This window comes from Pseudomonas sp. KSR10, from assembly GCF_022355455.1.
Lineage (GTDB): Bacteria > Pseudomonadota > Gammaproteobacteria > Pseudomonadales > Pseudomonadaceae > Stutzerimonas > Stutzerimonas stutzeri_E.
On the sequence record NZ_JAKOEN010000009.1, the window covers coordinates 25,439 to 46,087 of the forward strand.

Annotated in this window: 14 protein-coding genes; 5 read left to right on the forward strand and 9 right to left on the reverse strand. The window is 62.9% G+C overall.

Features of this window, described 5'->3' with window-relative positions; genetic code table 11:
* Positions 1-12: 12 nt before the first annotated feature.
* The 3 genes from pcaH to MCB86_RS03175 all read right to left on the reverse strand — a co-directional run bounded on the left by pcaH (position 13) and on the right by MCB86_RS03175 (position 3,642).
* Positions 13-732, reverse strand: a complete 720-nt coding sequence (gene pcaH, locus MCB86_RS03165) for a protocatechuate 3,4-dioxygenase subunit beta (protein ID WP_045163678.1) — start codon at positions 730-732, stop codon at positions 13-15.
* Between the two features lie 112 nt (positions 733-844).
* Positions 845-1,762 (reverse strand): pca operon transcription factor PcaQ, encoded by a 918-nt coding sequence (pcaQ, locus tag MCB86_RS03170; RefSeq protein WP_045163679.1) that lies wholly within the window; start codon positions 1,760-1,762, stop codon positions 845-847.
* Between the two features lie 197 nt (positions 1,763-1,959).
* Positions 1,960-3,642, reverse strand: a complete 1,683-nt coding sequence (locus MCB86_RS03175; RefSeq protein WP_045163680.1) for a glucan 1,4-alpha-maltotetraohydrolase domain-containing protein — start codon at positions 3,640-3,642, stop codon at positions 1,960-1,962.
* A 394-nt stretch (positions 3,643-4,036) separates the two neighbouring features.
* Between MCB86_RS03175 and MCB86_RS03180 the strand changes: the two genes are divergently transcribed.
* Together MCB86_RS03180 and MCB86_RS03185 are read left to right on the forward strand one after the other, a co-directional pair.
* Entirely contained in the window at positions 4,037-5,326 is a 1,290-nt protein-coding gene (locus MCB86_RS03180; protein ID WP_045163681.1) for a maltoporin, read from the forward strand.
* Between the two features lie 144 nt (positions 5,327-5,470).
* The gene (locus MCB86_RS03185) at positions 5,471-6,394 is read left to right on the forward strand and encodes a MalM family protein (protein WP_239609740.1); all 924 of its coding nucleotides are present in this window, start codon (positions 5,471-5,473) and stop codon (positions 6,392-6,394) included.
* A 21-nt stretch (positions 6,395-6,415) separates the two neighbouring features.
* On the opposite strand, the gene MCB86_RS03190 is transcribed toward MCB86_RS03185, so the two are convergent.
* The 4 genes from MCB86_RS03190 to MCB86_RS03205 form a co-directional block, all read right to left on the reverse strand.
* Positions 6,416-8,293, reverse strand: coding sequence for an MFS transporter (locus MCB86_RS03190; protein ID WP_045163683.1), 1,878 nt, complete (start codon positions 8,291-8,293; stop codon positions 6,416-6,418).
* Positions 8,294-8,390: 97 nt separating this feature from the next.
* A complete protein-coding gene (locus MCB86_RS03195; RefSeq protein ID WP_045163684.1) occupies positions 8,391-8,717 on the reverse strand; it encodes an AzlD domain-containing protein in 327 nt (108 codons plus the stop codon).
* Entirely contained in the window at positions 8,699-9,427 is a 729-nt protein-coding gene (locus tag MCB86_RS03200) for an AzlC family ABC transporter permease (protein WP_045163685.1), read from the reverse strand. Before MCB86_RS03200 ends, MCB86_RS03195 begins: the two co-directional genes overlap by 19 nt.
* A 260-nt stretch (positions 9,428-9,687) precedes the next feature.
* The gene (locus MCB86_RS03205) at positions 9,688-10,257 is read right to left on the reverse strand and encodes a GNAT family protein (RefSeq protein ID WP_045163686.1); all 570 of its coding nucleotides are present in this window, start codon (positions 10,255-10,257) and stop codon (positions 9,688-9,690) included.
* A 516-nt stretch (positions 10,258-10,773) separates the two neighbouring features.
* Here MCB86_RS03205 and MCB86_RS03210 point away from each other — a divergent pair.
* Together MCB86_RS03210 and MCB86_RS03215 are read left to right on the forward strand one after the other, a co-directional pair.
* Positions 10,774-14,256 (forward strand): PAS domain-containing hybrid sensor histidine kinase/response regulator, encoded by a 3,483-nt coding sequence (locus tag MCB86_RS03210; protein ID WP_239609742.1) that lies wholly within the window; start codon positions 10,774-10,776, stop codon positions 14,254-14,256.
* Positions 14,257-14,338: 82 nt separating this feature from the next.
* Entirely contained in the window at positions 14,339-15,589 is a 1,251-nt protein-coding gene (locus MCB86_RS03215) for an MgtC/SapB family protein (RefSeq protein WP_045163688.1), read from the forward strand.
* Positions 15,590-15,604: 15 nt separating this feature from the next.
* Here the strand turns inward: MCB86_RS03215 and rmuC are convergent, their stop codons facing one another.
* On the reverse strand, positions 15,605-17,077 hold the full coding sequence (gene rmuC, locus MCB86_RS03220) for a DNA recombination protein RmuC (RefSeq protein WP_239609744.1): 1,473 nt from the start codon (positions 17,075-17,077) through the stop codon (positions 15,605-15,607).
* Positions 17,078-17,156: 79 nt separating this feature from the next.
* Entirely contained in the window at positions 17,157-17,510 is a 354-nt protein-coding gene (locus tag MCB86_RS03225; RefSeq protein ID WP_045163690.1) for an SEL1-like repeat protein, read from the reverse strand.
* Between the two features lie 547 nt (positions 17,511-18,057).
* Between MCB86_RS03225 and MCB86_RS03230 the strand changes: the two genes are divergently transcribed.
* A complete protein-coding gene (locus MCB86_RS03230; protein ID WP_239609747.1) occupies positions 18,058-20,619 on the forward strand; it encodes a YdbH domain-containing protein in 2,562 nt (853 codons plus the stop codon).
* The last annotated feature ends 30 nt before the right edge of the window (positions 20,620-20,649 follow it).

A 20,649-nucleotide genomic window follows, 5' to 3' on the forward strand; every position in this document is an offset into this window, starting at 1 on the left:
ATCGTCTCCTTCTCAGCGGTTTTCGAAATGGGTTTTGCGCTGGCCACGCAGCACGATATCGAAGCGGTAGGCCAGGCAGTCCATCGGATTGGCCATGCCCATGTCGAGCTTGGCGATCAGGCTCTGCACTGCCTCCGGATCACCGATGGTCTTGACGATCGGGCACAGCGGAATCAGCGGGTCGCCTTCGAAATACAGCTGCGTGATCAGCCGGGTGGAGATCGACGGGCCGCTGATGGAGACATGGATATGCGCCGGGCGCCATTCGTTCGGGCCATTGCGCCATGGATAAGGGCCCGGCTTGATGGTGCGGAAGACGTAGTTGCCTTCGCTGTCGCTCAGCGCACGACCAACGCCGCCGAAGTTGGGATCCAGCGGGGCGATGTAACGGTCGTTCTTATGGCGGTAGCGGCCACCGGCGTTGGCCTGCCACATTTCCACCAGGGTGTGCGGAATCGGTTTGCCGTATTGGTCCATGATCCGCCCGGAGACAATGATGCGCTCGCCGATCGGCAGCCCGCCGTTATCGAAGTTGAGCAGCAGGTCGTTGTCGTGTTTGCCGAATTTCAGGTGCGAGAAATCCGGTCCGGTGGTCTCGGAAATCGAAGGAGCCAGGGTGATCAGCGCCTGTTGCGGGGAGCGCGCCACCGACGTCTTGTAGTCGGGCGTCAGCGCCTTGGGATGCCAGTTGCGGTCTCGCGCGACGAACAGGCTGGTGTCCAGATCGGACATGGCTATCTCCTTTTCTTGGAATTGGAAGGCGTTTCGAGCAGGCAAGCCTCAGTGTGCGGCAGGCTGCCGCAGCCGAACACTGAAAAGCTGGCCCTCATCCATAACCGTACGGTTATGGATGGGCGCGCAAACCCGCCGCGGCCTCCCTCAGTGCCTCACGGCACCATTGCATCGCCAAGCTGGCCGGCAAGGTCGGGTTGGTGCAGATGCCGACCGAGCCCCCCGGCTCCTTCAGGCCGAGATCCAGCTCCTGAAGCTGCCCCGTCGACAGGTCTTCGCGCACCGCATCGAGCGGCGCCACCCAAACCGCGTCGCTGACCCGCACGTAATGCCTGCTGAGTGATACGGATAGCGTTTCGAGCCGCCGCGGCGGCGGGCTGATGCCGAGCTGGATGAACAGGCCATCGGCATGTCGTCGAATGGTGGTGCCGCTCTGCGGCAGGACCACCGGAAACTCGCCCAGACGACTGCGATCACCGTCGAGCAACGCGTGCCCCGGGCGAACCACCAGGGTCATGGATTCGCTATAGAGATGCTCGAAGCTGAGTCCCTCGATTTGCGGGGCATCGGTCATGCGCCCGACCACCAGATCCAGCTCACCGCCGCGCAGCTGGCCTAGCAGATACGCGCTGGGGCCGGTGATCACGCTCACCACCAGCGCCGCGTGCTGATCGTGAAGGCGCCGCACCACGTCCGGCAGCAGCGAGCTTTCCACGGTCGATAACGCGCCCAGACGTACCGCACCGGCCTCATGCTCACCGGCACGCAGGCTGCGCACGCCCTCGCGCAACGCCTGCACGCTCGGACCCGCGTAGCGCAAAAAAGCCTGCCCGGCCGCTGTAAGGGTCACGCCCTGCTTGCTGCGGTCGAACAGGCTCGCCTCGAGCAGCTCTTCCAATTCTTTTAGCGTCTTGGAGATTGCCGGCTGGCTGACCGACATGACCTCGGCCGCACGCGCCAGGCTGCCTTGTCGGGATACCTCGATGAAGCACAACAGATGACGAAACTTGATGCGGCTGTCGAGGTTCACTGTGATCGGCCTTTGGTTCGCGACGGAAACTACCGAAGGCCATTGTCCACAAAGCCCGGCCGAGTGCCAGGGCAAAACCGGCCGTCGGCTGCAACCTGACGCGTGAGCTAACAGGCCGTTGAAAATCTAGACAAGGCAGCCGAGCTTGTTTTCAACGCAGCGTCGGCGACGCAGGTGGTTTCTCAACGGCCTGCCGATCAGAAGCTGCCGCTAGTGATGCCCCCCGCCGCGGTCGTGGTCGTGTTGTTGCTGCCCGGCTGCCAGCGCTTCACCTCGGTCGCATTGGTTTCGCTGCGCACGATGCACTTCCATTCCAGTGCCTGCTGGGCCGGTAGAGCGATGCTGCCCTTCCAGGTCGGATAATCGCTGACATCGGTCAGTCGCACCGCGTTGGCCGGGGCCCAGCTACCAAGCTGAGTCAGGCTGCCGACGGCATACACGCTGTCGCCAGGTTGGGTGATACCGTTGTCACAGCGAAAATTGACGCTGACCAGGTTGCCGTCCTCGCCACCTCCAGTGTCGCCATCGTCGCCGCCGGTATTGCCAGTGGTCCAGATACGCAGCTGACCGTCGTCCTGATTCAGCGCCTGGTTGAAGCTACCAGCGCTGACCTGAGCGGGGTTGTCCAGGTTAGATCCGAGCGCGATCACCAGCGTTTGCGCGGTCCCGTGAACAGTCGCCACCAGGCCGGAATAACCATTGTGGAACTCGATCGCCGAATCAGCCCGCACACCTGCGGAGCGGCGGATCTGAATCAACTGACGAATCAGATCGCCGTAGCCCCAGTCGTACATATGTGACCAATACACCACTGGCGTGCCGGGGCTGGAAAGAATATAGGCGTAGGCTTGCCGCACCAGGTTATCGCGCAGTGCCCAGTGGTGTTGCCCACCGTTCTGCCCAGGCGAATAGCCGGTGTCGTGGTTGTCGACGAAGGTGACCGCCACCTCGCGCCAGCGCGGGTCCGGGTTGCCATTCAAGCCGTTCTTCCAATCGGCGATCGAGCCGTTCTGCATGCGTTCCTTGAGGGCGAAATCGAACACCGGACACTTGGCCCGATCGGACCAGTCCTTGATCACCTGCTGCCAGCTGGCCGTGTTGCGCCAATCCCAACTCGGATACTCGGCCGGCGCCTTCCACAACTCACCGACGCAGAAGGCGTTGTCGTGGGCGGCACCCATCCAGCTATCAACCCGTTCACCGGCGTAACCGCGGACGAAATCGAAACGAAAGCCGCCGGCACCGTAGTGGCTGCGCAGGTTGGCGAACTCGTCGCGAAACATCCCGTAGACCTGCGGATTGGCGGTGTTTAGATCGGCATCGCCGCCAATGAAGCGATCGCCATCGTCGCAATCGTTGGGGTAGTTGCCCGGGTCGGCGCAGTCGTTGCGCCAGAAGCCCTGGCCGGCCGGCAGATTGATTTCCTTGTCCGGGTAGCCCCGGTTCATGTGGTTGGGCACCACGTCATACAACACTTTCACCTGAGCGGTATTGAGTGCGGCGGCGGCCTGCTTGAGCTGGGCGTCGCTGCCATAACGGCCGTTCTTGTTGAAATCATGCCAGAAGTAACCTTCGCCACCGCCGAAAGAGGCGCCGTCGCTCCAGCTGGAAAAATCACGCCAGGGCACCGGCATCCAGATCGAGCTGAAGCCGTCGGCAGCGATCGTCGGCGCCATGCTGCGCAGGGTGTTGTACCAATTGTTGGGCGATTCGCGGACGACATTCCAGTGGAAACCCTGGAGGATGATTTCATCGCCTCCGTGGTAACGGACCCCTGCCGGGCTCTTGCCCGCGATATCGGCCGCCTGAGGGCTGCCCAGGGTCAGCAGCAGGGAAGAAACCGCCAGGGTAAGGCGGGCGGAAGACAGAACGTGTTTCATCGAAGTGGCTCCACTTTTGTAATTGTTGTGAGCACCCGACTGCGGGAATGAGCTCCCCGGATGACAGGGCGCAGATGGCGCTGCGGACACCACCTACCGGGCCAGACTGCCGCCCCAGACGGCCCTGCCATACCTCCCTGCCGGTTTTTTCCCGGGCTTAGTGGCCAGGCGTAGTGCGCCCGGCGATGCATGCCCATCTCCCTCCTCCCCCGCTACGCCCTGCCGCTCCGCCTCGAAAAAAAACGGTCGGGAGGATGCTGCGAACGTCGGCGATCCGCAGGCTTTCGTTCACCGCCAGCCCGATCCGGCAAACGACCGGGGCGATGTTGGCGCTGCGGCTGGCAGTCCTTCGCCGGCGGTACCAGACCAACAAAAAGAACAAAGGACTTTCGCGATGAACCGGCAACAATCCGTACGTCTTCTGCAACCCACCCTGCTCTGCGCGGCCCTGATGGCGGCCATGCCGAGCCATGCGGTGGATTTTCATGGCTATATGCGCTCCGGCGTCGGCGCCACCGCCGGTGGCGGCGATCAGGCCTGCTTTCAGGCTGCGGGCGCACCGGCCAAATATCGCCTCGGCAACGAGTGCGAAACCTATGCCGAAATCGGCCTGGGTCAGGAGGTCTGGAAGGAAGGCGAACAGAGCTTCTATGTCGACAGCATGATCGCCTACAACTCACGCCAGGCTAACGACTGGGAAGCGACCCGCACCGACACCAATGGCGATGCCAACAACCCCTTCGATGAAGGCGGGGACGTCGCGATCCGTCAGTTCAACGTGGTCGGCCACAACCTGATCGCGAGCCTACCGGGCGCCGACATCTGGGCGGGAAAGCGCTACTACAAGCGCCACGACGTGCACATCAACGATTACTACTACTGGGACGTATCCGGTCCGGGCGCCGGCATCGAGGATATCGACCTGGGCTTCGCCAAGGCCAGCATCGCCTGGATCCGCAACACCGACGGTGATTGGACCTACCAGGGTTCGGGTACCGGGACCAACATCGCCAACGATACCCTCGACTTCCGTCTGGCCGAGATCGACGTCAACCCCAACGGAAAGCTCGAGATCGGCTACGACTACGGGAAGGCCAACCTCACCGACGAGCAGGAAAGCGACCCGGGCTACACCGATCAGAAAGGTCACCTGGTCACCCTCGAACACACCCAGGCCAACTGGTTCGGCGGCTACAACAAGCTGGCGCTGCAATACGGCACCGACGGGATCATTGGCAGCAGCGGTCGCAACAGCACCGGCAACAGCGATGGGGACATGCTCCGCCTGGTCAACCAGGGCGTCGTCGGCATCACCGACAACATCGAGATGATGTACGTGCAGATCTATGAAGATCGCGATTTCGACAACGATTCCGGCCAGAAATGGCTCTCCTTCGGCGTGCGCCCGGTCTACAAGTGGACCGACACCATGAGCACCGCGCTGGAGTTCGGCTACGACCGCGTCGACCCGCAGGCCGACGGCGAGCGCAGCCGCGATCTGAAGAAGCTCACCCTTGCTCAGCAGTGGTCAGCCGGTCGCAGCTTCTGGGCACGCCCACAGATTCGCGTATTCGCCACCTACGCCCAGTGGGACGGTGGCCGCTACCAGGCTGCCAGCGAATCCATCGACGCCGGCGACGACGACGGCCTGACCTTCGGCGTGCAGGCCGAGGCCTGGTGGTAGCGCCTGAGACCGGCGTGGCGCGGTAATCCTCCGCTGCGCCCGTCGACTGCACTGCTCGACTTCCGCTCCCACCGTTCCGGCGGTGTTTTTACCCCGACCGTGGCTGGTCGGGGTCTTTTTCGATTGGCGACTGGAGTTGCCCTTATGAGCAATCTGAGACTTCCCCTGCTTGGCCTCGCCGTGCTGCTGACCGCCGGCTGCGGCAGTGATCCCCTGCGTCGGGTCGATGCCCTGGCGCATACGCCCGCGCCGCTGGAGCAATCGGTAACCAGCGCGCGTCAGGCATTGGCAGATGCATCGATCTGCTGCGACGCGATCGCTGACTTTCCGTTCCAGCCGATTCCCGTGACCTTCAGCGGTGACGTGACGCTGGATGCCACTGCCCCGGCCTACCGCTTCGACAGCGGCAAGAGCTTCTTCCGGGCCTTCGCCCTACCCAAGGACAGCAAGTCTTTCGAGATTCGCCTCTACAGCCAGGCCGGCAAGACCGTGCTGGCCCCCCGCGCCATGCTGCTCGACAGCCGCTTGCGCCCCACGCGCATCCTCGACGCAGACGACTTCATCTATGCTCCCGCCGCCGGCCTGAAGGGCGACAGCCTGGATGCGCGCCTGCGTGTCGATCGCACTTACCTGGATAACCCCGGCAACGAGTATTACCTGGTGCTTTACACCAGCGAAGACCAACTCTCGGGCCAGACCACCCTGGAGCACCCCGCCAAGGCCTATGCCAAGGCGCTGGGCAACGAGCCGCCGAGTCTGCCCGACCCGGTTGCGCAGCATTCACCCACCGGTGTGATCAAGATGGTGCTGATCGAAGACAAGGCCGCGGGGCAGCAGGCCAACACCTACGTACCCGCGTATAGCACCGGTCGCGAAATGGGTAACGATCTGCCTTCCGTACCCGCCCCCGCGGTGCTGCCGGAAACTCAAGCCTACTATCGCCAGGGAATCGATGCGGCGCTGGCCAGCAAGGACCTCGAGCGTGCGCTGCGACTGGCCGACGAGGCCGCGCGAATCGGCGATTCGCAGGCCAAGGCCTATCTACTCGAGCGCATCGAGATCAAGTAAAAGCAGCGTGGCGACCAGCATTCAGCGCCGATCGCCACGCAGCAGACTGACCTGCGCCTGTAGCTGCTGGCGAGTGGCCTCGCTCGCAGCGACAGGCGCGCTGGCGATCAGGTCGATTCGCGACCAGATCCGGCGGAAGAAGCCTTTGTTCGGATCGCGACTGAAAAAACTTCCCCATAATCCGCGCAGTGCCATGGGCACCACCGGCACCGGATTCGCCTCGAGAATGCGCTCGACCCCAGCCTTGAACTCGTTGATCTCGCCATCGCTGGTGAGCTTGCCTTCCGGAAAGATGCAAACCAGTTCGCCATTGCGCAGGTATTGGCTGATGCGCTCGAAGGCCTCGGTGTAGATGGTTTCATCCTCGTGCCGAGCCGCGATAGGCACCGCACCCGCGGTACGGAAGATGAAATTCAGCACCGGGATACGGAAGATCTGGTAGTACATGACGAAACGCACGGGCCGACGTACGGCTCCGGCGATCAGCAGTGCATCGACGAAGGACACATGGTTACAGACCAGCACCGCCGGGCCTTCCTCGGGAATCGCGTCGAGCCCCTGCTGACGCACCCGGTACATCGAGTGACCGAGCAGCCATACCAGAAAGCGCATGCTGAATTCCGGCACGATACTGAAGATATAGGCGCCGACGGCCACGTTCATCAGCGATACGACGAGGAACAGCTGGGGAATCGACAGCCCGGCGACGCTCAGCAGCAGGATGGCCACCAAGGCCGACGTGACCATGAATAGCGCATTGAGAATATTGTTCGCCGCAACCACCCGCGCCCGCTCCTGCTCGGCAGTGCGTGACTGAATCAAGGCATACAGCGGCACGATGTAGAACCCACCGAACACACCAATCCCCAGCACCGACCCGAGGATCCACCAGGCCTGACCGAACCCCAGCAATCCCAACCAGTCATGCGGCATCTCGCCCTGCGGGAAGCCACCGGAATGCCACCACAACAATAGGCCGAACAGCGTCAGGCCGAAGGAGCCGAACGGCACCAGCCCGATTTCCACCTTGTGCCCGGAGAGGCGTTCGCAGAGCAGCGAGCCGAGGGCGATACCCACCGAAAAGACGGTCAGAATCAGCGTGACGACGGTTTCATCGCCATGCAGCAGATCTTTCGAATAAGCCGGAATCTGGGTCAGGTAGGTCGCACCGAGAAACCAGAACCACGAGTTACCGATCAGCGAGCGCGACACCGAGAGGCGCTGCCCCAACCCCATGCGCAAGATCGCACCGGTCTGGCGAAACAGGTTCCAGTCCATCTGCAGGGAGGGTAACGAGGCGCCCGTCGCGGGCACTCCGCGGCTGGCGACATAGCCGGCGACGGCCACCAGCACCACGCTGGCAGCAATCAGCTGGGCATAGCCCTCGCTGGCCATCATCACTCCGGCAGTGATGGTCCCGGCGAGAATCGCCAGGAAGGTGCCCATTTCCACCAGTGCGTTGCCGCCGACCAGCTCATGGTCCTCGAGCAGCTTGGGCAGTACCGAATATTTGACCGGACCGAACAGCGCCGACTGGGTGCCCATGCAGAACAGCACGGCCAGCAGCAGTGGCAGGTTGCCCAACAACATTCCCGCCCCACCGGCAAGCATGATGAAGATCTCGCCGGCCTTGATCGCACGGATCAGCCGCTCTTTGGGATATTTCTCGCCCAACTGCCCGCCAAACGCGGAGAACAGAAAGAACGGCAGGATGAACAACAGCGCGCACAGATTGATCAGCAGACTGGCATCGGCATTCGAGCCGATCTTGTAAAGGATCGCCAGGATCAACGCTTGCTTGAACAGGTTGTCGTTGAAGGCGCCCGACAATTGAGTCAGGAAGAACGGCAGGAAACGCCGCTTGCCGAAAAGGGTGAACTGCGAATGTGGAGCGGTCATCGATCCGGTTCCGTGGAAAAGACGTCATCGATTGGAGCATGGCGAACGGCGCCAGGGAATATCAGGCCGCTGCCAGCACGGCAACCTGGGCGCCCGATCACAACGGCAACTGCCCAAGTCCCCAGCGCAACAGGAAGAAGCACAGCAAACCGCCGGCAATGGTTGCCAGCAGATTGCGCGTGAGCGCCGCAACCGCGATCGACAGCAAGCCCGCGAGCAGATAGGCGTTATTCCAGTTCAGCGCCCATTCGCCGGCAGGCATCAGCATGCCCGGCACCACGATGGCGGTCAGCACGGCTACCGGCACGTAATGCAACCCCTGCTCCACCAGCCGGGGAAAGCGCAAGTCGGGCCAGGCAAAAAAGCTGTAACGAATCACGAAGGTGATCGCCAGCATGCCCAGAATCAGCAGCCAGGTTTGCATGGGTTCGCCTCCTCTCGCCGACGCTCGTCCCGCTGTTCGAGCCAGACGCCAACGACGATTCCAGCCAGCGCCGCGGCGATCAGGCCGAGCTTGTAGGGCAACCCCCAGGTCAACAATGCCACGGCACCGGCCACCAGCGCCGACGCCACTTGCGGGCGGGTGCGCATCATCGGCACGGCGATGCCGACGAAGGTCGCGATCATGGCGAAATCCAGCCCCCAGCTGGCCACGTCCGGTACCGCCTGGCCGAAGGCGATGCCCGCCAGTGTCGCTAGCTGCCAGCTCAGGTACATGGTCAATGCTGCCCCGAGGAAGAACCAGTGTTTGTACGGCGAGGCGTCATCGCGCGCATAGCGATGCTGGATGACGGCGAAGGCCTCATCCGTCAGCCAGAAGGCCAGCGGCACCCGCCAGCGATTCGAAAGATGCCGCACGAACGGTTGCAATGCCGCGCTGTAGAGCGCGTGGCGCAGGTTGACCACGAAGGTCGTTAGCAACACCACGGCGGCGCCAACTCCGCCGGTGATTAAAGTGACGGCAATGAATTGAGCGGAGCCGGCGAACACCAGCGCCGACATGCCGATGGTCTGCCAGGTGGACAGCCCGGCGCCGATCGAGAGCGTGCCGAAGATGATGCCAAACGGGATCGCACCGACGATCAGTGGAAAGATATCGCGGCAACCGTGCAAGAACTCCTGCAAGCGGGACATCGGGGCTCCTTAGCTATGCACCGCAAACGATGAAACGCTACGCACCGCCATTGCGGTCGCAGCGTAGGGGAAGATGAAGACGAGCTGATGACTGAGGACGATCCGCCCGTGAAAACGACAGACATTACCTTATGTTGGCCCCGACGGCGACGGGGCCCGCCTGTGCAGAGGCGGCGCTCGTCGAAGCCGCACCGCCCCGACGCCCGAATCGTTACAGCTGCGCGCAGAGCCGCGCTCACGCACCCGGTGCAGCCCGATAGTCATGCGCTCGCTCGCGCCTCCAATGCGTCTTTGACCGTCGGCCACTCACGGTCGGTGATGCTGTAGAGGACGGTGTCGTCCAGCCGCCCGTCCGCGAGGCGGCGATGATTGCGCAGCAGTCCTTCGCGCTGGGCGCCGAGTTTTTCGATGGCACGTTGCGAGCGCAGATTGCTGGCAGCTGTCTTCAGTTGCAGGCGCACCAGTTGCCATTCCTCAAAGGCGTGCTTGAGCAACAGATACTTGATCGAGCTGTTCAGGCCGCTGCCGTGCTCGGCCTGGTCCAACCAGGTCCAGCCGAGCTCAGCGGCCGGTAGCGCGGGATTGAAATCGGCGAAGCGCGTGGTCCCGACGATGCGATCAGCCATGCGCAAGGTAAAAACCACCGCGCGACCATCGCGTTGCTCGTTGAGCGCAAAGCGATACCAGTCCGGGCGCAGGGGCCCGCTGAGGTAGATCAGCTCGTCGCGGTTGCGCTCGGCCAGCTCCACCAAGGCCGGGATGTCGGCTTCTGCAAGTGGCTCCAGACGCAAGGCGCCTCTGTGCAAAGTCACCGGACGCGGCGTGAACATCGAATATTCTCCTGATAGGGGCACGGACGCTGTTGTGATCGTTGCACAGGCGGGAAGGGCCCGGCGCCTGTCCCGCCTGCTGCTAATGGCCGATCCGAGCGAGCCTGACCTCAACCGTTCATACGATCGGCAGCGAATCCGCCATTCGGCATGAACGCTCAGCTCCGCCAGCCGGTTGTCTAGCACGGCATTTTCACCGATACCGGCCGCGACGACCCACCTCATGCGACCATGGTCGCAGCCGTAACACGCACAGCTCTTTTACTGCGAAACTTTGCAGATTCATCTATCAATAGGCGGCAGCCAGCCGCCGGTTATCGGATTATCGGAAACCCACCGAGCCTGAACAGCCATCCGTGCGGTATCCCGGTCGCACCGCATCGGCTGACTCCGGTCGGCGTCAACGGCACGATGAGTCGATACCGGCTTATGTGAGCTGCCTGGCCCGGCGCGCCCAGCCATTGCGCAGCAATGGCCAAAGCCGAAGCCGCATTTTATCTGTCGCATGGAGTTCTAATGTCGTTGTCTGGTGGGCTGATCGCGCTGGTCGCCTTTGCTTATATGGCCGTACTGTTTGCCATCGCCTTCTATGGCGATCGCAACAGCGCGCCGATGTCGCCGCGCGCGCGCGCCTGGGTCTACAGCCTGTCGCTGGCGGTCTATTGCACCAGCTGGACCTTCTTCGGCTCCGTCGGCCAGGCCGCCGAGCAGCTCTGGTCCTTCCTGCCGATCTACCTCGGGCCGATTCTGCTGATGATGCTGGCACCCCAGGTGATTCAGAAGACCATCATGATCAGCAAGCAGGAGAACATCACCTCGATTGCTGACTTCATTGCCGCCCGCTATGGCAAATCACAGTTGCTGGCGGTGATCATCACTTTGATCTGTCTGGTGGGCGTGTTGCCCTACATCGCGCTGCAGCTCAAGGGCATCGTGCTGGGCGTGAACCTGCTGATCGGCAATCACGGCGAGGCGGTCGCCGGCTCCGGCACGCGGGACACTGCCCTGATCGTCTCCATCGTGCTTGCGTTGTTCACCGTGCTGTTCGGCACGCGCAACCTGGATGTCACCGAGCATCACCGCGGCATGGTTCTGGCGATTGCCTTCGAGTCGCTGGTCAAGCTGCTCGCCTTTATTGCGGTGGGCGTCTTCGTCACGTTCGGCCTGTATGACGGCTTCGGCGACCTTTTCAACCAGGCCTACGCTTCCACGGAGCTGAAGGGCTACTGGGAAGAAACGGTGAACTGGCCCGCAATGCTGGTGCAGACCACCGTGGCGCTGATGGCTATTGTCTGCCTGCCGCGGCAGTTCCACGTGACCGTGGTGGAGAACATCGAGCCGCGCGACTTCCGGCTGGCGCGCTGGGTGTTCCCGCTGTATCTGGTGCTGGCCGCCGTATTCGTCATCCCGATCGCACTGGCCGGGCAGATGCTGCTGCCGAGCGGTATCACGCCCGACTCTTTCGTGATCAGCCTGCCCTTGGCCGAAGCCCATCCGGCCCTGGCGATGCTGGCCTTCATTGGCGGCGCCTCGGCGGCCACTGGCATGGTCATCGTTGCCAGCGTAGCCCTGTCGACCATGGTCTCCAACGACATGCTGCTGCCCTGGCTGCTGCGCCGCAAGGAGGCCGAACAACCGTTCGAGGTGTTCCGCCACTGGATGCTCTCGGTGCGCCGCATCAGTATCGTCGCCATCCTGCTGCTGGCTTATGTGAGCTACCGCCTGCTCGGCTCCAGCGCCAGCCTGGCGACCATCGGCCAAATCGCCTTTGCCGCGCTGACCCAGTTGGCCCCGGCCATGGTCGGCGCGCTGTACTGGAAGCAGGCCAACCGGCGTGGTGTGTTTGCCGGCCTCGCCGCTGGCGCGCTGATCTGGGTCTATACGCTGATCCTGCCGCTGCTCGGCTGGCCGCTGGAGATGTTCCCCGGCCTGCAGTGGATGTACACCACCGAACTGCCGTTCAACACCAGCGCGCTGACGCTCGGTGTAACGCTGTCGTTGGTGGGTAACGCGACGCTGTTCTTCTGGGTCTCGATCCTGTCGCAAACCCGCGTCGCCGAGCATTGGCAAGCCAGTCGTTTCATCGGCCAGGAGATACACGCCACACCCAACGCCCGCCGGCTGCTCGCCGTGCAGGTCGAGGATCTGCTGTCGCTGGCCTCGCGCTTCGTCGGCGCCGAGCGCGCGGCGCTCAGCTTCCAGCGCTTCGCCCGGCGTCACGGGCATGATTATTCGCCTAAGCAGCAAGCCGACGGCCAATGGATTGCCCACACCGAGCGCCTGCTCGCCGGTGTCCTGGGCGCCTCTTCGACCCGTGCGGTGGTCAAGGCCGCCCTGGAAGGTCGTGACATGCAGGTCGACGACGTGGTGCGCATCGTCGGCGAAGCATCCGAAGTGCTGCAGTTCAACCGTGCATTGCTGCAGGGCGCGATCGAAAACATCACCCAGGGCATCAGCGTGGTCGATCAGTCGCTGCAGCTGGTGGCGTGGAACCACCGCTATCTGGATCTGTTCGAGTACCCGGACGGGTTGGTCTACATCGGTCGACCGATCGCCGACATCATCCGCTACAACGCCGAGCGCGGCCTCTGTGGTCCTGGTGATCCGGACACCCATGTGGCCAAGCGGCTGTACTGGATGCGCCAGGGCCGTGCACACACCTCCGAACGGACGCTCCCCAACGGTCGCGTGGTCGAATTGATCGGCAACCCAATGCCTGGTGGCGGCTTCGTCATGAGCTTCAGCGACATCACCGCCTTCCGCGAGGCCGAACGCGCCCTCAAGGACGCCAACGAAGGCCTGGAGCAGCGCGTCAGCGAACGGACCCAGGAATTGTCGAAGCTGAACAAGGCATTGACCGCAGCCAAGAGCACCGCAGAGGCTGCCAACCAGTCGAAGACGCGCTTTCTGGCGGCGGTCAGTCATGATCTGATGCAACCGTTGAACGCCGCCAGGCTGTTCTCCGCCGCCTTGTCGCACCAGCATGACGCCCTGCCGAGCGAGGCGCGGGATCTGGTCCGTCATCTGGACAGTTCGCTGCGCTCGGCCGAGGACCTGATCTCCGATCTGCTGGACATTTCACGTCTGGAGAACGGGCGTATCACTCCCGATCGCAGCCCCTTCCCGTTGGAGACCCTGTTCGACACGCTGCGCACCGAGTTCACCATGCTGGCCGCTGAACAGGGCGTCGACTTCAAGGTGCATGGCAGCCGGCTGCGCGTCGACAGCGACATCCGCCTGCTGCGCCGTGTGCTGCAGAATTTCCTGACCAACGCCTTCCGCTACGCCAAAGGCCGCGTGGTTCTGGGCGCGCGCCGTCAGGGTGCCTTCTTGCGCCTTGAGGTCTGGGACCGGGGCCCCGGTATTGCCGAAGACAAGTTGCAGGTGATCTTCGAGGAGTTCAAACGCCTGGACAGCCATCAGACCCGAGCCGAGAAAGGCCTTGGACTGGGTCTCGCGATCGCCGACGGCTTCTGCCAGGTACTCAACCATCCGCTGTCGGTTCGCTCCTGGCCAGGAAAGGGCAGCGTGTTCAGCGTGACGGTGCCTATCGCCAGTCAGGCGGTCCGACCGATCAACGCCAGTGGCAGCGGCAACGGCAACGGCGAAGCGCAACAGACCGCGCTAACCGGCGTCCAGGTGCTGTGCATCGACAACGAAGACAGCATTCTGGTCGGCATGCACAGTCTGCTGTCGCGCTGGGGCTGCCAGGTCTGGACCGCCAGCAACCGGGCCGAATGCGAGGCGCTGCTGAACGAAGACGTGCGGCCGCAGCTGGTGCTGGTCGACTACCACCTGGACCATGGCGAAACCGGTTCGCAGCTGATGGCCTGGCTGCGCACGCGTCTCGGTGAACCGGTGCCAGGTGTGGTGATCAGCGCCGACGGGCGGCCCGAGCTGATTGCCGCCATCCACGCGACGGGGCTGGATTTTCTGGCCAAACCGGTCAAGCCGGCGGCCTTGCGTGCGCTGATGAGCCGCCACGTACCGCTGCATTGAAGCAGGCTTGCGCCAGAGCAAGTCTGCGCTGCGGTGCGACAGCTAAACTGAAGTGGTCCGAAGCTGCTGGCGTATTGCCCTCATGGCCATCGAATTGCTGTTAAACCTGGCGACCGCTTTGGGCGCTGGCCTGCTGATCGGTACCGAGCGCAGCTGGAGCGGTCGCGGCAATGACGCGGACATGGTGGAACTGGCTGGCATCCGCACCTTCGGCCTCAGCGGGCTGTTCGGTGGGCTCGCGGCACTGAGCGCAAGCCATTTCGGCGCAATCGTCTGGGTCGCCGTGTTCGCCGCGCTGGCCCTGCTGACCATCACCGGATATCTGGTCGGATCCCGTTCCAACGCCGATTACGGCATGACCACCGAAGTCGCGTTGCTGCTGACGTTCCTGCTTGGCAGTCTGGCTGTCGTCGAAAGCCGCTTGCTGGCCGCGTCCCTTGCCGTCGTCGTGGCGCTGCTGTTGAGCCTGAAAGCCCGCCTGCATGGTGCGTTGCGCAGTCTCAACGAAGCCGAATTGAGCGGCGCACTGAAGCTGCTATTCATCTCGGTGGTTTTGCTGCCGGCACTGCCCAACGAGGGCTACGGCCCTTGGCAAGCCTTCAACCCCTATACCACTTGGTGGATGGTGGTACTGATCGCCGGCATAGGCTTCGCCGCCTATGTCTCCATCCGTCTGTTGGGGACCCGCCACGGGCTGCTGGTCACCGCGCTGCTCGGCGGCATCGTTTCTTCGACAGCGATGACCATCACCCTTGCCCGCCTGGACGCCGAAAAGCTGCGTCCCGCCTTGGCCGCCGGCCTGCTGGCGACCTCAGCGCTGATGTTTCCGCGGGTGTTGCTGGAGGTCGGACTGATCAACCGCGAGCTGCTGCCGTCGCTGCTCGCCCCCATGCTGACGACCGGTTTGATCTATGCCGCTGGAGCCCTTTTCTACTACCTGCGCGCGGCGCAACAGCCGGAGAACGCGGCCGAGCCCCCACTGAAGAATCCTTTCGAGTTGGGCCCGGCACTGCGCTTCGCCGGCTTGTTGGTGATCATTCTGTTTCTTGTAGAGGGCGCACGGCGGCTGCTGGGCGATACCGGCATCTACCTGGTCTCGCTGCTGTCCGGCCTGACCGATGTGGATGCCATCACCCTGTCGCTGTCCAACAGCGCGCGCACCGATTTGAGCGAGCTTGTCGCGGTCCGCGGCATCTTTCTCGCCGCATTCAGCAATAGTCTGGTCAAGGCCGGCCTGATCCTTCTCATCGGCGGGCGCGCTATGGCAATGCTGACGTGGCCGTTCATGTTCGGCGGCCTGCTCGTCGGGCTCGCAGTGCTGTGGCTGGCATGAGGCGAAGCGTGGTCGCTACTCTTCAGCCTCCAGCGGCGTCTCGGCCCCGGCACGCTCCAGCCAGTCGGCTGGCAAGCGCTTGCTGGCGCGGGCACCCAGGAGTTTCAACTGTTCGGCGCGGCCGACCAGATTGCCGCGGCCGTCGGTGAGCTTGTTGCGCGCGCCGATATAGGCCTTGTCCAGCTGCTGCAGGCGATTGCCGATCTCGTCCAGATCCTGGATGAATGCAGCGAACTTGTCGTACAGCGCTCCGGCCCGTTCGGCGATTTCCCGGGCGTTCTGGCTTTGCCGCTCCTGCCGCCAGAGGCTGTCGATCACCCGCAAGGTGGCGAGCAAGGTGGTCGGACTGACGATCACGATGTGCTTGCCGTACGCTTCTTGAAACAGCTCCGGATCGGCCTGCAGCGCCGCGGCAAAAGCCGCTTCGATCGGGACGAACAGCAACACGAAATCCAGGCTCTGCAACCCATCGAGACGCTGATAGTCCTTCAGCGACAAGCCTTTCAGATGATTGCGCAGCGACAGAACATGCTGTTTGAGCGCCAGCGCGCGACCTGCATCGTCCTCCGCGCAGGTTAGCGCTTGATAAGCGGTAAGACTGACCTTGGCATCCACCACCACCTGCTTGTCGCCAGGTAGCTGGATCAACACGTCAGGCTGGAAGCGCTCGCCGTCGGTGCTCCTGAGGCTGACCTGGGTATGGTATTCGCGGCCCTTCTCGAGCCCGGCATGCTCCAGTACCCGCTCGAGGATAAGCTCGCCCCAGTTGCCTTGGGTCTTTTGCCCTTGCAAGGCGCGCGTCAGGTTGGTGGCCTCGTCGCCCAGACGTTGATTGAGCTGCTGCAGCCGCTCCAGCTCCTTGGCCAACGAAAAACGCTCGCGCGCCTCATGTTGGTAGCTTTCCTCGACGCGCTTCTCGAACGACTGGATGCGCTCCTTCAGCGGGTCGAGCAATTGTCCGAGTCGCTCATGACTGGCCTCGGCAAAGCGCTGCTCGCGCTCCTCGAAAATCTTTCCGGCCAATTCGGCAAATTGCGCACGCAGCTCGTCCCGAGCGCCCTGAAGATCTTCCAGGCGCTGCTCGTGGGTCTTTTGCTGTTCATTGAGTTCGGCCGTGACCGCAGCGTGAGCGGCGCTCAGTGCGCGCAGCTCGGATTGCTGCGCGTCGCGCTCGGCCTCGAGGTCGCTGAGAGCGTCGCGGTTTTCCAGGCGCTGAGCCTGGAGCCACTCGGTCTCGCGGCGCAGCGCAGCCAGCTCGGCCTGTAGCGCGGAGCGAGACTCGCTGAGATCGGCATGGGCAAGACGGCTGGTTTCCAACTGCGCGTTCAAGCCCTCCTGCGCCAATGTCGCCTGGCTGAGCCGCTCGTCGAGCAAGGCCAGTTCGGCTTGGCGCTTGGAAAGGCGCTGCGAAAGGATGACCGCAACGGCAGTCAGCAGCACACAGAGGGAACCAAGCCCGGCGAGCAGATAGATGGGGTCGAGCGGCATGGAGGGCTCCGGCTGAATTGCCGGGCAGTATAGCCAGCTGACGCATGTCGGTCAGGCCAAACGCTTTATTCAGGCCGCTCTAGCGCTTGGCAGGCAAGCGCTGCAGGACACGGGAGGCCTCGGCAGAGCCCTGCGCAGCGGCCTGCTCCAACCAGTGCCTGGCCTTGCCCAGCTCCCGGTACTGGGGCTGGCAATACAGCTGTCCCAGTTCCAGTTGCGCCTGGCAGTCGCCCGCGCGGGCGGCCTGACGCAGCAGCTCGAACCCGATGCGCCGATCGCGCTGGCTGTCGCAGTCGGTACAAAGCAACCGTCCAAGGCGGCTCTGTGCCTCGACCACGCCTTCGAGCGCTGGCTGCTTAAGCATCCGGCCGGCGATACGTTTGACACTCTTGGTCTGTCCTAGACGCTGGCTGTCCAGCAGCCACAGCGCCATGCGCAATGGCAGGCGCGGAGAAGTTGAAGTGCTGTCGACCGTAGTCGAAGCAAGAGGACGCGTTCTCATGGTCACCGAGAGCTTCGGGGGAACAAGGGCGCGCACTCTACTCCTTTTTTCACAGAGTTAAAGTCTTGCAAAAAACAAAAAAAAGCGAACTGACTCACATAAAAAATTAATCCACAGAACCTGTGGATAACTCAGTGGACAAGCCGGTAACAAATTTCGCTAACGCCTATGGTTAGCGGGCTGCGGTTAAACTGGCTTTTTTTTCACCAATGAAAAATTTCTTTATTTTTCAGGTAGTTATTATCGATCTATGACGCGACGCGGTTTGCGACAGTTTGTCATAAGCGCTTGACAAGGCGCTCCGACGAATGTGCACAAGTTTGGCGCAGCTAGTGCTAGAACCCCATCTCAAGCGCCTCAGGGCACGCCAACCCTGCAAAACCAGGAACTTTATCCGCGACGGCGTGTCGTCGGCGCGCCAGTCGCAAGCGCGGGTCGACGCGCTTATGCTTAGCCGTCGATGGCAATGGGAAGAGGTATGGCAAAGCGGCGGAAAGTCCTGATCTTGGCGCTCGCAGGCCTGGCCCTGCTCGTCCTGGGCATCGGCGTCTACGGTGGCTTGCGCTGGCAGCAACTCAAGCGCGAGTTCGGCATCGTTACGTTCGATGTCAGCGGGGTACGCTTGACTGCCGACCACCTTGAAGTGCGACAACTTGTCCTGGTTCGGCACCCGGCAGACGACGAACGGCTCGCAGTGACAGCCGACACCTTGCGGCTCGGTATAGAAAGCGGATGGCCGCTACGCCTTCGATCGCTGGACATCGATCGCCTCGACGTTCAATGGCAGCCGGCAACCGTCACGGACGACAGCGTGGAGCCGCTGGCCTTGCCCGATCGCCAGCAACTGGAGCGATGGGCGGCCTGGGTGCCCCGTAACGGACATATTGCTTCGCTCGTCCTGGCTTTGCCCTGCGCCAGCGGCATCTGTCGAGAACAAGGGGAAATAAGCTGGCAGCATGCCGGCCAGGAGCCGTTGCCGGCCACGCTAAATCTTCAATTCACGCACCACTCCCACCGTTTAGCGGCGGCGCTGAATGCTTACGATCAGAACGACGAAGCCCACGTAGATCTGCAGCTGCTGCTGGATGGTGAACAGCGCCTTTCCATGCAAAACCAACTGACGTCGGACGAACACACAACGTTTTGGCGCGGAGCCCTGGCGATGAGCGAACTGCCGGAAGCACCCTGGCTACTGGAATGGCTCGGCGACTGGCTGGATTACGAGCCTCCGACGCTTCCAGAGTTACCCGAGCAAATGCGCGTCGGCGCCGGCTGGGCGCTGCATGTGGATAGCAGCGATCTGGCAGGAGGATGGGACACGCTGGACGGCGAGTTCCGTCTCTCGGCCAATCTGCCAGCGCCCTGGCCAGTGGTGGGCATTGGCCAGTTGCAAGGGCAGCTGGACGTGACCGCCAAAGTTGACCGCGGCGCCTGGATCCCCACCGAGCTGATCACCGACCTGCAACTGCGACCGGCGGCGACGCTGCTCTCCGAACTCCCGGCGCAGCTACGACCCGACGCCGCCACGCTGAAAATCACGCCGACAGCCAACGGACAATCGGTATCGCAGCTGCCGTTGCAGGTGCACCTCGCTGCCAGCGGACCCACACCGCTTACGCTCGACGGTCGGTTGCTCCTCGAGACCAGCGCGCCCTACGCGTTGTCGTTGGAACAGATCGGTCTTCGCCTGCAAAGCCCTGAACTCTCGTTTCCAGGGACTAATCTGAAAGGCCTCGCCGCTGACCTTCGACTGCATGGCCGCGCCTCCGCGGAAGCCGCCACCATCCGGCTCGACAAGGATTCGTGGATCACGTTGGCCCGCTTGAGCAGCGGTACCGATCTGCTGGCCAATACGCTGCGACTGGACCTGTCCGGTCTGGGTATCGAGGCGAACTTCGCCGATCGCCAGTTACAGGGGCTTCAGGTGAATGGTCAAGCCGCGGTGACGATTGCCGAACTCAGGCACTCAGCCCTGCGACCACAGGGCTGGCGCTGGAGCGGAAAGCTCGACACCGGTCGCGAACGGATCGTACTCGATGGGCCACTGCAAAACGACGCCGGGCTCACCTTGCCCCTTAAGCTCGATCACAACTGGTCCAGCGGCACGACCCGCCTGAGCGCGAGCCTCCCCGAAGTGTTTCTGCGTGCGGGCAATCCCGTGTCCGCCACCCTCGCCGACTGGCCAAAATTGCTGGAGCTGAGCACCGGACGGCTGCAGGGCCAGGGGCAGCTCGCCCTACCGGCGAACGGCGCTCCCGAGGTGACCGCGACGCTCAGCGCGAAGGGACTCGGCGGCATCTACGACCGCACCGAGCTAAGCGGGCTGGACGCGAACCTGTCAGCCACCCTGCGCAAAAACCAGCTGCGCCTGGAGATAGCGGAACTGACGCTGCGACAGGCCAACCCCGGTTTCACCTTCGGCCCGTTGCTGTTCAACGGCCACTACACGGGTGACATCGACCGTCTCGACCAGGGCCGCCTCAGCTGGGAAACCGCAGAAGTGCGCCTGCTGGGTGGTCGACTCTGGCTAGACCCAGGAGACGCCGATCTGGCGGCCAGCACCCAACGACTGAACGCTCATCTGCGCGGACTGCAGCTCCCGTTGTTGCTCGAGGCCTACCCCACCGAAGGGTTATCGGGTACCGGGGTGATCGACGGCGAGCTGCAGGTGCAACGCAGCGCGGCCGGGATCAGCATCGAGCAGGGATCGCTGAAGGCGCGAGAGCCGGGCGGCGCCTTGCAGTTCCGTTCAGCGAAAATCCAGGCATTGGGTCAGGCCAATCCAGCCATGCGCCTGGTAACCGAAGCGTTGGATGACTTTCACTACGACCTGCTCGCCAGTGATGTGCACTACGCCGCCGACGGCAAGCTCGACCTGGGCCTCAGGCTACAAGGACGCAATCCGGCCTTGGAAGGCGGTCGCCCGATCAACTTCTCGATCAATCTCGAAGAAAACATCCCGGCCTTGCTGACCAGCCTGCAATTGTCTGATCGAGTCAGCGAAACCATTCAACGACGCGTGCAGCAACGCCTTAGATGAGGCACTGTAGCGACGATATCGACCAGGAGA